The 14866-nt window shown below is 33.2% G+C and carries 9 protein-coding genes; 4 read left to right on the top strand and 5 right to left on the bottom strand.

Annotated elements, in window-relative coordinates:
* Window positions 1-45: 45 nt before the first annotated feature.
* From MY490_RS16145 to MY490_RS22170, 4 genes are read right to left on the bottom strand one after another with little or no spacing between them, the layout of a single operon-like run.
* Window positions 46-1200: a Ger(x)C family spore germination protein gene (locus MY490_RS16145; RefSeq protein ID WP_248266597.1), complete on the bottom strand. Its 1155-nt coding sequence runs from the start codon at window positions 1198-1200 to the stop codon at window positions 46-48.
* A complete protein-coding gene (locus MY490_RS16140) occupies window positions 1187-2290 on the bottom strand; it encodes a GerAB/ArcD/ProY family transporter (protein WP_248266596.1) in 1104 nt (367 codons plus the stop codon). Before MY490_RS16140 ends, MY490_RS16145 begins: the two co-directional genes overlap by 14 nt.
* A 25-nt stretch (window positions 2291-2315) precedes the next feature.
* Entirely contained in the window at window positions 2316-3878 is a 1563-nt protein-coding gene (locus MY490_RS16135; protein ID WP_248266595.1) for a spore germination protein, read from the bottom strand.
* A 5-nt stretch (window positions 3879-3883) separates the two neighbouring features.
* Window positions 3884-4009: a hypothetical protein gene (locus MY490_RS22170; protein ID WP_282439800.1), complete on the bottom strand. Its 126-nt coding sequence runs from the start codon at window positions 4007-4009 to the stop codon at window positions 3884-3886.
* A gap of 848 nt (window positions 4010-4857) precedes the next feature.
* Between MY490_RS22170 and MY490_RS16130 the strand changes: the two genes are divergently transcribed.
* Window positions 4858-6138, top strand: coding sequence for a helix-turn-helix domain-containing protein (locus tag MY490_RS16130; protein WP_248266594.1), 1281 nt, complete (start codon window positions 4858-4860; stop codon window positions 6136-6138).
* 138 nt (window positions 6139-6276) lie between these two features.
* On the top strand, window positions 6277-10431 hold the full coding sequence (locus MY490_RS16125; protein WP_248266593.1) for a S8 family serine peptidase: 4155 nt from the start codon (window positions 6277-6279) through the stop codon (window positions 10429-10431).
* 201 nt (window positions 10432-10632) lie between these two features.
* On the opposite strand, the gene MY490_RS16120 is transcribed toward MY490_RS16125, so the two are convergent.
* Window positions 10633-11607 carry an NAD-dependent epimerase gene (locus MY490_RS16120; protein WP_248266592.1) on the bottom strand — a complete coding sequence of 325 codons (975 nt, stop codon included), beginning with the start codon at window positions 11605-11607 and terminating at the stop codon, window positions 10633-10635.
* Window positions 11608-11900: 293 nt separating this feature from the next.
* On the opposite strand from MY490_RS16120, the gene MY490_RS16115 reads away from it, so the two are divergent.
* Together MY490_RS16115 and MY490_RS16110 are read left to right on the top strand one after the other, a co-directional pair.
* Complete coding sequence (locus MY490_RS16115) at window positions 11901-12995, top strand: CotS family spore coat protein (RefSeq protein ID WP_248266591.1); 1095 nt, start codon at window positions 11901-11903, stop codon at window positions 12993-12995.
* On the top strand, window positions 12995-14692 hold the full coding sequence (locus MY490_RS16110; protein WP_248266590.1) for a glycosyltransferase family 4 protein: 1698 nt from the start codon (window positions 12995-12997) through the stop codon (window positions 14690-14692). Before MY490_RS16115 ends, MY490_RS16110 begins: the two co-directional genes overlap by 1 nt.
* Window positions 14693-14866: the final 174 nt, after the last annotated feature.

Genomic DNA, 14866 nt, shown 5'->3' with positions numbered 1-14866 from the left:
GATAAAGCTCAAATCCTTTTAATTTATGGATTCGAGCTTTATTTGTTATTTGTTTTTTTTCTTTCCAATCATACCATAGTCTCTGATCGTAATATTAACTTCATAGTTTATTTTAGCTTTACTAAATCGTTCATCCCAATTTCCCTTCATTTTTTTCCATTTTTTTGGGTATTGAATTCTTACTTCGTTTCCAAATCCAGCAACATCTGTTTTATATTCATTTTGAAGTTTATTTGTTACATTTTTTACTATTTTTGTAACTTCCTCTTCAGTTGCTTTTTTTATTCTATTAACATTTTTCTCTTCAAATGCAGGTCTTAATTTAGGGTTCCAATATTCTGAAATTCTACCTTCAGACTCAATTTTTACGTCAAAAGAGATTTTGTCACCTTTTATATGAGGTGTGACCTTTCTCTTCATGGATTCAATTTGAAACCATGTAGGACCATCAGATTTTTTAGTGAATGCCTTTACAGCACCACCTTTGCCCTCTGCTGTAATCCAATTAATCCCTTCTACTTCCTGAGTATTAAGTGTGCCAATCATTTTATTTTTCTTACCATTAAAGATTGCCCCACCTGAAAATTTTACACCTTTTTCGGTTGTTTCTAATAATTGAAGTAGGAAACTGGAACCAGAGTTCATTAAGCCTCCTATTTTTATTAACGGTGTTTTACTGACAATTTCTGAGGTAAGTGATTCATTTGCAATTTCAACGATCCGTAATGAAGGGATGATATTTTGTTCTTTTGTTTCTAATGCTTGGTTGGCTTTGCCTTTTGCTATAAAAATTAACGTACTCCCACGAATATCAATATCGCGAAAATATAAATCAGTAAGCTCACGCAGGTTAATTTCTCTAGCAAGTTCTTCACTAATTACAACACATTTTTGATGCGCTCCAAAAATGTACCCTTCCCTACTTAAAGTTGTTTCCCATCCAGAAGGTTCTAATGAAATGCCTTCTCCGATTACATTTATATAAGGTTTTGTAGGAACTCCTCCACCTGTTTTTGTAGTCATTGCCTCAGGGACGGCATATTGTAGGGTGGATTTTATTTTTCCATCATCATCTTTATCTAAAGAAGATCCGACTATAATATTTAAGTCCTCGATTGGTTTACTACTCCAGCACCCCGATAATAAAAGTAAGAGACTTATATTGAAAATTGAAATGATAAAAACTTTACATTTTCCCATTAAATTTTTTCCTCACAAAAGAAATTACGAGAAGTAGAAGAGGGACGATCCCAAATATATAAAAAGCAGAATTTCCGATTGTATCACCCAGCGCTAAAGTTTGATTTACATCTTTAGGAATCATTGCAATGATGTAAATAAATGGTAATGTACCAAAGAGAAACGGTTTCATATTTTTCTTATTAAAAATTTGAGTCATTCCCAGGGCACAAATATAAAATGCAATGATATATGTAGCGAAAATTTGCATAATCCAAATAACTAGAAGTAATGAGTCAAATCTTTCTACAAATAGACCTTGTATATCGTAGCTGCGAATATAAGTAAGTACGGGCCAAGTTTGCAATAAAACACCGTCTACCGAGAAAGCACCGACTACTGCAACAACCGTTATTGTATAAAAAATAAATGGAATTCCGATTCCGAATAGAATGGTTTTTGATACTTTCTTTTTATCCTTCATAAACATAAAGATAAATAAAATTACTTCAAACCCTGAAAAAGAAAGTGAAGTTGTTTTGAGTCCATTAAGAACAGGCTTAATACCATTACCTAGTACAGGACGTAAGTTATCAATTTCAATAATTCCTATTCCTAAAAAAATAACTAATAGAAAGAATAATACAGTAATTGGAAAAATAATCTCCAAAATCCTAGCGATTGGGTTAATTCCTCCTAGAACTACATATAAACCCACCCACAAAAAGGGAATTAAAATAGCCCAAGTAGGAGTACCTTGTAGTAAGAACAATCTAGTCGTTTCTGCCATTACACGAACCTCTAAAGCGGAAAGACAAATATAATAAATGATGATAATGATACTTAATGAAATTCCTAACCATTTACCAATTATTTTTTGATTAAATTGAAAATATGTTTCGTTCGGATATTGTTTACACAGCATAACGAGTAAAAAAACTAAGAGGGTAATGATCAACCCGGCTATGATTACGGAAATCCAACCGTCTGGAGTTTTTACTTTGTCGGTAACACTTCTTGGTAATATTAAAATACCTGCACCAAAAATAAAATTTACGATTAGCATCACAGTTTGATTCGTTGAAATTTGATCAATAGGCTTTGAAAGCATACTCTAGTACTCCTCCTTTCTAATTCTATTTCATCCTTCTGGTTCTTTTAGCTTGAATGCTTTTTGGACGATTTTTCATCAAAAATAGTGGAGCTCTTACGATGAAATCTTTCCAATCACTAAATCGAACTGGAGCAAGGGGACTAAGATAAGGGACACCAAAGCTTTTGAGTTTAACTAAATGACTACATACTAATAGGAAAAATAATATGACTCCATATAAACCAAATACACTCGCAAAAAGCATCGATAAAAAACGAAGCATACGAAGGGCAATTCCGACATTATATTGTGGCAATGTAAATGAGGAAATTGCCGTTACTGCAACGACAATAACCATGATTGTACTAACAATTCCTGCTTCAACTGCAGCCTGACCAATAATTAATCCTCCAACAATTCCTAAAGATTGCCCGATTGGTTTAGGTAAGCGTAGTCCGGCCTCCCTTAATACTTCGATTGAGATTTCCATTATTAGTGCTTCAATTAATGGAGGAAAAGGTACCCCGCCTCTAGTCGCTGCAATATGAAATACTAATTTTGTCGGGATTAAGCCTTGGTGAAAAGAAATAAATGCAATGTATAAAGATGGAGCAAATAAAGCAATAAAACAAGCAAGATAGCGTAATGATCGTACCAATGTAGCAGCAGCCCATCTCTCATAATAATCCTCAGGTGATTGCACTAACATTTGAAATGTTACAGGGGCTATCAGTGCAAATGGTGACCCATCTAATAAAATGGCAACTCGACCTTCCATTAATGCACTCATAACTCGATCTGGTCGTTCTGTACTTTGAATTTGTGGAAATGGACTTAAGTAATTATCTTCTATTAATTGTTCGATATAACCTGAATCTGGGACTGCATCAATTTCAATTCTTTTAATTCTTTTCTTTACTTCTTCAACAAGTTGAGAATCAGCAAGATTTGAAATGTACGCTATTACTAATTCTTTTTTTGATACTTCTCCAATCTCAAATCCTATAATTGATAAATCTGGAGTTTTTCCGGAACGCCTAAGCAGGGCTGTATTATCAGATAAGTTTTCAACAAAGCCAATTCTTGGTCCACGTACTAGTGCTTCTGAATCTGGTTCTTTAATATCTCTTGATTTTGTTAATGCTTCACCAATTAAAAAACATTCAGATATACCATCTATTAATAATGCAATTGAACCAAACAGTACTCCCGATTTTAATTTTTTATAAGTATTAACATCTTCAATTGTACAAACTGCGAGTGATTGCTCTTTAATATATTTTTTAATTTCATTTTGTTTTAGAGAGAGTCCATTTGTTTTTTGTTCATTTGCAATTGCAGAAAGTCCAGCCATTAACTCGCTCATTATATGACTTTGAATTAGCTCAGTATCTGATAAACCTTCAATAAAAATAATTGCAAGTTGAATGTCTGTTTCACCTAATAAAAATTCTCTAAATTTCACATCAGAATTATGTCCAATTTCATTAAACATCCGATCCAAATTAACTTGGAGATCACTGGATAGATTCTCATTACAATTTTGAGCTTCATCATTTAGAGATACCGCATTTTCCTGATTTATTTTGGACCTCCACCGCTTCATTTAAATCACTCTTTCTCCATAAAATGAACCCATTTAAAAAACTTCCATAAGCCTACAGGAACGATAAAAGTAACAAAAGCTTGAATGAAAATTGGATATTCAGGTATAAAAAAAATAATCTTTTTGAACATTTAATCATCCCCAATAAAAGATTAATAAAATACAAAGGTATTATTTCCCATTATAGGAAAAGAATGCAGAAGGGCAGTAAAAGTAATATACAAACTGAAATAAAAACAATAAATAATGAAACAGTATTTATTCATGCTGTTGAAAAATTACCTTGTCAATTAATTATCAAATTTTCGTAAAAGGAGTAGAGTGATGTTGATTTCCATTACAGGATGCTCGCTTTCCATGGGGCGAGATTCTTTAGCCTCCTCGGCAAGCCTGCGGGGTCTCAGCCTTCCCGCTTATCCCATAGGAGTCGAGCATCCCTCCATTCCAATCAATTTGTTTCATCTAAAAATGTCTGCGATAAACCCTAATCAAATAGCCTTTCCTTAGAGTAATCTAACTGTTGTATCTTAATAAGATTGTAGATAATTAATATTGAACAGTTATTAAACTAAACAATCCAATTTGTTTTCTAAAAAAGCTCATAATATTTTTAACTTCTAAAAAAATCATTTCTATTGAAATAATGAAATTGCCCAAGCATATTAACATTTAAAACCATTAAAAAGATTATTCAAAAATGCTAACCTTATCATTATCTAATGTTCACTTAAAGTCCGTTTTCCCTATTGAGGATTTTAAAATTCATTCAACACTCTGAATAAATAATGAAACAGTATTGATTTAATTAATTAAATTTAATTAACTAATTGAATATTTCCTATTTTAAAAAAACGACAAAATAGTATAATTAACCTAATAGACCACGTGCAATATTACCTAAATGTCCATTTTTTTATCTAGATAAATTGGCGGAAACGATGAATTGAAAGATTTTTACCAAGTATGGAGAGGAAAGCTTATGAATCAGATACTTCTATATGATTTTCTTACATTAATGAATGACAAAAATTGGAATAAAGCTGATTTAGCTAAATATTCTGGAATCCATATTAGTGATATTAGTAGAGTATTTAATAATAAAAAGCCACTTTCTTTGCATTATTTAGATGCAATTACGGAAGCGTTCGGTTTGGTAGAAGGACACTTTTACTCGAGTTATACACAATTATGCTTTAATCAGAATCGATTTTTAGATAAACGAAGAAGTGTAGCGTTTATTTATAAATGTGCAATTAATGGATTTACAAAAGAGTTAAACTTTATCATTTCAGAAATGTTAGAGGAAAAATCTAAGACAATACGGACTAAAAATTTACAAAATTTATTTGAGATTGCTGAAAAGTTATTTGCTGAGGGAAAAGAAAAAGAGGCTTTGCCATTATATGAAATCATTATTCATCACATGCCAGATCAAACAGCTGAAGAAGTCGCTATTAGTTATTTTAGAAAGTATTATTTAAATAGATTAACAGATGAAGGACCAGCTACGCTTGTGCATGTACTTGAATATGTGAGCTATATGCCGGATGATTTTCAGGAATTAACAATATTATGGATTACGGCTACTTACTATATGTTAAAACAATGGGACAAAGTCCTTCATTATGCTAAGCGATTAGAAAAAATGGCAAAAAATGAAAAACATTTTGGCTACGCATTAGTATACCAAGGCTTCGCTTTAAATAGGTTAAGTAATTCTTTAGATGAAGTTCTTGAAATCATAAATAAATATGGTCAGATAAATGATTTTTTTGCAGAGGCTGCAATAGGTAATCGTTATGTTACATTACTTGATTTTGACGAATTACATTATGTTGATGAATACTATGATTGGATTAAAGATCGAGATGATCTATATGTAGGAATTCCGCGAATTATAGAATCCCTTGTGAAATTAGGTAGATTAGAAGATGCCTCAGCGTTAATCAATCTACATGAAAAAGTAATTAATGAAATGGCAAATAGCTCAAATTTGTATAAACAACAATTATATTTAGATTTCTGCTACGCACAGGCACTTTTAAAATGTGAAAATAAGCAATATATTGAAGGGTTAAATGAATTAATAAAGGTAGCTAGAAAAGTAAAGAATGCAGGAATAATAGAAAAATTTAAAATTTGCTTATTATCAATTTGGCACTATAGGGATCATTTAACAGATCAATTAAATGAGGATTATATTCAAATGTTAAGTGACGATAAAAGTCAGGTAAGTAATAAGTATGCCATGAGCCCATAAATTGGGCTTCTTTTTTTTTGCGAATTTCGAAAGAATATATTTTTATTTGACAGAATTTTTAAAAAAGTAAATTCCATAAACTCGACTTATAATCAATTAGAAAGGGAATATTATTAAGTTGGGGGAGAGAAAAGCAAGATGAATCGTTTGATTAAGAGTACAGCAATTTTAACTTTAAGTACTGGTGTTATTTTGAGCTCATTTCCAGTTAAACATCATACACCTTTAGTAAAGGCTGCAGCGCCATCTTCTATTGAAGAAGTACTGTCTAAACTTACACCTGAGCAACGCCAAGCTTTAAACAAATTGGAGGCTACTAGTCAAGAAGGATTACAGTTACCTTCTTCGGTAGATTTAGAGAGTTCTAAAAATCTATCAGTAATTGTTGAATTAAAGGACAAGCCTGCAAAAGTTGCAGTAATTGAAGAAGCAGCGAACGGAAATAGTTTATCACTTTCAGATGCGGAGCAAAAAGCAGATGCGGCTCAAGAAACATTTAAAAATGATTTACAAACAATTTATAAAGATGACTTAAAAGAGAATAAAAACGTTTATAAAATTAAACGTACATATACAAGCTCTTTAAATGGAGTTTCGATGGAACTTCCTGCAAATAAAGTAAAGTCATTATTAAAATCGAAAGCAGTTAAAGCTGTGTGGCCAAATAATGTTATTCAAGTAGAACCGCCTAAAGCTACAGAAGGTACACAAGATACAAGCAAGGTAGCAACTGAAGTATTCCCAGGTATTAATAAACTTCATGATGAAGGACTAACTGGAAAAGGAATCAAAGTAGGGGTAATCGATACTGGTATTGACTATAATCATCCAGATTTAACAGATGCTTATAAAGGCTATCGTGCACAAACTGGAGTAGATCCAAAATCAATCAATCCGAACTCAGTAAAAGGCTGGGACTTTGTCGATAATGATGCAGACCCAATGGAAACAACATATTACGATTGGAAAAAATCTGGTCTTGCAGAAACAAGTCTTAGTGGAGCAACTTTTTACACAGAGCACGGGACACATGTATCTGGAATTATCGCTGGGCGAGGAAAAAATAATACGGATTACGCGGTAACTGGTGTTGCACCAGACGCTGATTTATATGTTTATCGTGTACTAGGACAATATGGCTCCGGTACTACTGCAAATGTTTTAGCAGGCATTGATAAGTCTGTAGCAGACGGAATGGATGTCATCAACTTATCATTAGGAAGTAACTCCAATGATCCATTGAATATCGAAAGTCTTGCATTAAATAATGCTGTAATTTCAGGTGTCACAGCAGTTGTAGCAGCGGGAAATGCTGGAGATCGAATGTACACTTTAGGTGCACCTGGGGCATCTGCGTTAGCAATAACAGTTGGTGCTAACGATACAAAGACAGAGATTGCAACGTCAAAAGGTACTTTACATGGAACTACAGACGTAGCTACTGATTTAAAATTATTAGGCAAAGGCTTCGGCGACAATGTGGACAGTTTAAAAGGAAGAAATCTACAAATTGTTAAAGTACCAAATACTGGTGCAGATGCTGACTATAAATCAATTGATGTTAATGGAAAGATTGCATTAGTAAACCGTGGAACAGTTTCACTTGTAGATAAAATAAAATTTGCTAAAAATCATGGTGCTGTTGCAGTCATCATTACGAATAATGTTGCAAATGAAGGATTTATTCCAACTTACTTAGGTGCAAGCTATGGTTTAGTTCCAACTTTTACAATGTCATTTGAACAAGCAAATGCAATTACCTCAAAACTTGGTGCGAATCCAACGTTCTCATTTGATGAAATGGGGAAAATAACAGATGCTGGTAGTAAAATAGCGTCATTTAGTTCTCGTGGACCAGCTCGAATCACTTATGATATTAAACCTGAAGTAACTGCACCAGGTGTTGCTGTTTTCTCAACTGTTCCATCTTACATGCACGGAGCTGATCAAAATGGAAACTATCAATATGCATATGACAATTTATCTGGTACATCAATGGCAACCCCTAACGTAGCTGGAGTAGCTGCATTATTGTTACAAGCAAATCCAAATTTAACGCCAGCTGAAATCAAAGAGACGTTAATGAACACAGCTGATCCTTTAAACGGAGATTATAGCGTGTTTGAATCTGGTGCTGGACAAGTTGATCCATATGAAGCAATTCATTCAAAAACTAGAATTGAAGTTGTGGATGAAACAAAAGGCATCTCTGATAAAAAGGGTAATTTAAAAACAGTTAATGATCTAACAGGTGCTGTTGCATTTGGCGTATTCACACCTGCTGGTCAAAATATTAGTGATCAATGCTCACTTAACATCTATAACAATAGTAATCAAGCAAAAACGTACGATGTAACTGTAACTTTCCAAAAAGATCGCCGAGGCTCTTTAGATGCAGATGCAAATGGCGTTATGATTGTCACTGATAAGTCAATTAAAGTTGGTGCTAATTCGAAAAAGAAATCAACTGTAGCAATCTCAGTTCCAAAATCAGCAAAATTAGGAATATACGAAGGGTTTGTAACTTATACGAATCATGATAATCCTGAAGAAACATTCCAAGTTCCGTTTGGTATTAAAACAGTGGAAGAAGGAATGGGCCCGGTAACGATGAGCCCGCAAGCTTTCACGCAAGTGTTTGATTCAGCTTATTCTGGTCAGTTGCTTTATACAAATGCAAATATGAGCATCAAATCTCATATGCGTACGTTAGATGTTGTTCTAGAAGATGGAAAAACAGGAAAAGATATTGGATTTATTGGTACAATGGACGGTTTAGGAATGGACGAAAATATTTCTTACGGCATTTCCAAAATCTTTAATGGCTATTACTACAAATTCACCGGTGATGAAGATCAACCAATCGCATATGACACAGATTTAGCGAAACCAGGTTATTATAAGCTGAAAATTATTGGTACAAATGATGCAGGAAAGCAATTCACATCAGAAGGAGATTTCTATTTTGATAACACAGCTCCAAAAATGACAGTGAATAGTCCTGATGTACTTGAATATAAAAACGGACAATCTAGCGTAACGATTACTGGTTCGGTTTATGACAAAGAAACAGAAGAAATGCAAAAACTTGGTATGAACTTTAATCAAGGAAGTACAAAATTATATTATCAAGATCAATTAGGCGGAAGAGCAATAGCAGTACCTGTAAATCCTGATGGAACGTTTACTGCTACGATTCCAACAAATCCGACAAGAGCTATGTTACTTTCATTCTACGCATGGGATGCAGCATCAAATAAGACATTTAAAGAAGGTAGAGAGATTTTCGTCGTACGTGATGATGTAACTTACGGTTATATGCAGCCTGAAAAACGTATTGCGAAAACGGGTGAAACCGTTCATGCGACGTTGAATTTAAATAAAGCAAATGATGTAAAACAAGCTGTTTATAAATTCTATCATTACTCAGATGTTGCAACAATGAATATTAATCCAACTCCAAATTTTACAGATAAAGTTAATGTTAAAGTTGAAGATAAAGTATGGAGTGGGAATTTAAATGAAGCGACCGTAACAATTACGACAAAAGATGGTGTAGCTCCTTTAAATGGTGACTTAAAGCTAGCTGATATCGCTTTTAAAATGGGCACTGAATATACTCCACAACCTGATATATGGTCTGGATATATGTCAAGTGTTACTGTTACAGATACGAATAATATAACAAAAGCTGTTTCAAGTGGTAATCCATCAATCTTCTTTACAGAACCAACTTTCTCTATGTTCCGAGGTAGTAATAGAGCAGAAGCTTTCTTAGATCCAAATGGAGCAGCTACTCAAACAATTAATTATTCAAAATTGGGTGTTTCAGTAAAAGCAACAAATTCTAATGGAACAGTGTACAATGGAAAAATCGATGCTTCATCTGTTTTTCAAATTCAAAATTTACCACTCACTGATGACCAATATGAGCTAGAATTAGATTTTCCTGGACACTTTACAGTACACAAAGACTTTACAATTGGTTTCCATGAAGATGGAAAAGTTGTTAATCAAAATTTATACTATAAATTAAATCCAGCGATTGCAGGGGATGTAAATAAAGACGATGTAATCGACGTAATGGATGCAATTTATATCCAAACTTATTGGGGAACAAATAAACGTGCTGCAGATATTAACTTTGATGGCACGGTAGATGCAAAAGATATGGCTTTTGTTGAGAAAAACTATTTAATGCAAAATCCAACAATTAAATATGTACCAACACCTATAAAGAAATATAAATCTCAAACTTTAGAAACAGTTAAGAGTGCATTAGGAATCCAATAATAATATAGTTTGAAATCTCAAAGATACTAATTCTTTGAGATTTCTTTTTTATTGAATTGAATAGCTAGATGAATGCAAACTAAATATACATTATTGAAAAAGCATCTTCGTCTTGAAATCACCTAGATTAGACAAATAAACCACAAGGGAAATGACAATCCTTGTGGTTGTTTTCATTTGTTACCTTATTTACATAAGTTATTAGTCTATCTTTTTATACTTCTTAAACCAGTCAACGAATTTAGCAATGCCGTCTTCAATTGAAGTAGTTGGACTATATTGAATATCATTTACGAGTTGATCAATATCGGCATATGTTTCAAGTACTTCCCCCGTAACCATCGGCAATAGTCTAACATTCGCTTTTATTCCAAGTTGCTTTTCTAAAACTTCGATAAAGTAATTTAATTTCACTGGGCTATGGTTACCAATATTATAAAGTTTATAATACGAGGAGGATTCATTTGGTGGCCCTTTTTTAATGATTCTTACAATTGATTCAACTACATCATCAATATAAGTAAAATCTCGTTTCATATTTCCATAATTATAAACATCTATCGGTTGTCCGTTAGTGATTGAATTAGCAAATTTATATAGGGCCATATCTGGTCTACCCCATGGCCCATAGACGGTAAAAAAACGTAATCCAGTAGTAGGTAGATTAAAAGTATGACTATAGGAATATGCCATTAATTCATTTGATTTCTTTGTAGCTGCATATAAGCTAATTGGTTGGTCAACTCGATCATAAATTGAAGAGGGAGTTTTTTTATTATTACCATAAACAGAACTAGAAGAGGCGTATATGAGGTGTTTTATTTGATGATTTTTACAACACTCTAATATATTGGCAAAACCTACAAGGTTTGATTGGATATATGACCCTGGATTTTCTAAGCTATATCTCACCCCAGCTTGTGCTGCTAGATTAATGACTAGATCGAAATTATATTGTACGAAGAGTTCTTCTAGTAGTTCCATTTCATGTATTGAGCCATTTATGAAACTAAAATGATCAAATTTCTTTAAAAGCTCCAATCTATCAAATTTTAGACGTCTGTCATAGTAATCATTTAGATTATCAATTCCAATGATTTGAAAACCTTGTTCTAATAAGCGCCTGCTTAGATGAAATCCAATAAATCCGGCACATCCAGTAATTAAGATGCGCATAGTATCAACTTTTTTAATGTTAAAAACCTCCTTATCTAACAAGGGTTGGAATATCATATGATGGAGAAAACGACATAGTTCGAATACAAATAGAAATATGTGTATAACTAGATTAGGGAAAATACTTTTTTAATAGAATACACATATACCCTCACAATACTTGGACAAAATCATATTATTACATTAGGTCTAAATACACTTAGGGCGATAAAGTAAATAAGCAACTATTTATTACATTTCATTAAAAAGAAATGTGAATTTTTTTATGAGCTCTAAAAAGTAGGAGGGAGAAATTGAATAATATAATAATTGAGCCATGGATTGTCGATGAGCTTATTCATGATGAATTCTATGTGCCTGAATATATTGAAAAAATTGGGCTTGAAGTACTTAAGTTTTATGATCTTCAAGTTAATAGTATGCAAGTAATAACAACGAAAGCTGACAAAGGCGGAGCAATTTGGAAAATTGAAACAAACGATGGTCCAAAAAGTTTTAAGCTTTTACACAGAAGACCTACTAGAAGTATGTTTAGTTTAGGGGCTCAGAAGTATCTAGTTGAGGTTCAACAGGCTAGAGTTCCAAGCATCGTTCGAACTAGAGATGGCAAGGAGTATGTAGAAGCTGGTGGAAAGCTATGGTTCGTTGCAGAATGGATTGAAGAGTTGGCACCAGTTTCTAAAGATTTAGAAGGTGCTAAGCAGTTATGTTTTGCTCTTGGTGAGTTTCATCGTTTAAGTAAAGGCTATGAACCACCAATACAAGCAGAAATTGCATCAAGATTGCACAAATGGCCAAAAAGCTATGAAAAAGTATATAACAAAATGAATTGGTTCAAAACAATTGCCTTGGCCTATGAAGAAATGCCTGCTAGTCAGGATTTATTAAATGTAGTTGATACATTCCAAGAACAAGCAAGAAAGGGTATGGAAGACCTAAATAATTCAGGTTACTTTAATATGGTGAATGAAGGAAATGCGAGCTGGGGCTTAGTTCACCAAGATTACGGATGGTCAAATGGTCAAATGGGTCCAAATGGAATGTGGATCATTGATCTAGATGGAGTTGCATATGATTTGCCAATTCGTGATCTTAGAAAACTGATATCTGGTACAATGTCTGATTTATTCGCGTGGGATGCTACATGGGTAAGGGAAATGATTAACGCATATCACGAAGCAAATCCAATTTCTAAAGAATTATATGAAGTATTAATGATAGATTTTTCAATGCCAAATGAATTTTATAAAAACATTAAAGAAGTACTTTATGAACCAGAATTATTTTTAGGCGAATCTACTAAACAATTAATTCAATCAATCGTTGACTTAGAGCAGTCAAAGTGGGCAACATTGGATGAGGTTCGCAACGACTGGAGTGGAAAATAATGAAAATATTAATGGTATGTACGGAAAACCTACCAGTACCTCCAGTTTTAGGTGGTGCGATTCAGACTTATATTGCAGGAAGTTTACCTTATTTAAGTAAAGCACACGATATAACAGTACTAGGCGTTAATGATCCATCATTACCAGATGAAGAAACAATCGATGGTGTAAATTATGTGCGTGTGCCAGGGAAAGTATTAGAACTATATCGTGAAGGTGTAGTTGAATACATTAAAGGAAATCAATTTGATTTAATCCACATTTTTAACAGACCACGACTTGTCCTTCCAATTAGAAAAGTAGCACCGAATTCAAAAATTACGTTAAGTATGCATAATGACATGTTTAATATTGGGAAAATTGCTGTTGATGAAGCGAATTTAGTATTAGAAGAAGTTTCAAGTATCGTTACAGTAAGTGATTATGTAGGAAATGTAATTCGTGAACTTTATCCTCAAAGTGCAAATAAAATTAGAACAATCTACTCAGGTGTTGATTCTGACCGTTTCTTACCTGGTAATGATCCTAAAATGATTAGTACGAGAAACACACTTAGAAAAGAGTATGGTTTAGAAAATAAAACAGTTATTTTATTTGCCGGAAGACTTTCAGAAAACAAAGGCGTAGACCGTTTAATTAGAGCATTGCCAACACTTTCAAAAACCTTCAAAGATTTAGCTTTAGTTATCGTAGGAAGCAATTGGTTTAGTCAAAATAATGTTACGGACTATGTTGCATATATTCGTGCTATTGCAAAAAAACAAGATGTACCGATTATTACAACAGGATTTGTATCACCATTTGAAATACACAACTGGTTTGCAGTAGCGGATCTATTTGTATGTACTTCATTATGGCAAGAGCCGCTCGCAAGGGTTCACTATGAAGCGATGGCAGCTGGACTTCCAATTGTTACAACTGCTCGAGGTGGGAATCCTGAAGTCATTATTCCAGGTGAAAATGGACTAATCGTAGAAAATCCAGTTGATCCAGATGAATTCGCTACCAAAATTACAGAAATATTATCAAACAAAACACTGATGAAGAATATGGGAATAAAAGGTAGAGAACTTGCAGTGACTAAGTATTTATGGAGTCGAGTAGCAAATGAAATTCTATCTACATGGAGCCAAACTGAATATGCTTCATCAATTTCCTCAGAACAATTAGAACAATATGAACCTCAAACATTATTTAGAACTGCAGTACAAAATACACAGTTGAATGTAGCTAATAATAATGTAACTGAAGTATCTGAACAACCAACGACAGAAATCCTTGAAGTAATCGAACCAACTGTAGAAATAAAACCAACTATTGAAATAGAGCAAGCTACTGAATCAATAGTAGAAGTACCAAAACCAGTAACTCAGTCTGAAATAAAATCGATTGAAGAATTACTTCAAATTCTAGTAGAGAAAGCAAAATCAGTTCCTAAAGAAAAAGTAGTTGCAAAAGTAGCGGAAGAATTTTCAGCTAATACGAATCAAAGAGTATTAAAACGAATTAGAAGAGTAACTGATCTGGACGTAAATAATGCAAACTCAATTTCAAACCTAAATCAAAGACTATTTACAAATGAAGTAAGTAGAGTAGAAAATAGGGCTAACAATCTATCTAATAGTGTTAATTCAGAACCTTTTAGATTAAAGAAACTCCCTAGCGTCACTGAAATGCATAGAAACAGAACTCGATAAAAAATTATATTTTTGAGGAATCTGTCTAAATAGTAAGAGGCTGTCTCATAAGTTTAAAGACTTTTGAGGTAGCCTTTTTAGTTTGAAAATTATTTATTGATAATGGGTTTTATGACGAGAGTAACTTATACAACACACACTTTGTTAACTCTACTGAACTAGTTATGAACACCG

Source organism: Gottfriedia acidiceleris (assembly GCF_023115465.1).
In the GTDB taxonomy this organism is placed as follows: Bacteria; Bacillota; Bacilli; order Bacillales; family Bacillaceae_G; genus Gottfriedia; species Gottfriedia acidiceleris_B.
This window is presented reverse-complemented; position numbering and strand designations above follow the sequence as displayed.

Coding starts and splice junctions, on each gene's coding strand:
- MY490_RS16145 (WP_248266597.1), bottom strand. CDS start 1,200: ATGGGAAAATGTAAAGTTTTTATCATTTCAATTTTCAATATAAGTCTC.
- MY490_RS16140 (WP_248266596.1), bottom strand. CDS start 2,290: ATGCTTTCAAAGCCTATTGATCAAATTTCAACGAATCAAACTGTGATG.
- MY490_RS16135 (WP_248266595.1), bottom strand. CDS start 3,878: ATGAAGCGGTGGAGGTCCAAAATAAATCAGGAAAATGCGGTATCTCTA.
- MY490_RS22170 (WP_282439800.1), bottom strand. CDS start 4,009: ATGTTCAAAAAGATTATTTTTTTTATACCTGAATATCCAATTTTCATT.
- MY490_RS16130 (WP_248266594.1), top strand. CDS start 4,858: ATGAATCAGATACTTCTATATGATTTTCTTACATTAATGAATGACAAA.
- MY490_RS16125 (WP_248266593.1), top strand. CDS start 6,277: ATGAATCGTTTGATTAAGAGTACAGCAATTTTAACTTTAAGTACTGGT.
- MY490_RS16120 (WP_248266592.1), bottom strand. CDS start 11,607: ATGCGCATCTTAATTACTGGATGTGCCGGATTTATTGGATTTCATCTA.
- MY490_RS16110 (WP_248266590.1), top strand. CDS start 12,995: ATGAAAATATTAATGGTATGTACGGAAAACCTACCAGTACCTCCAGTT.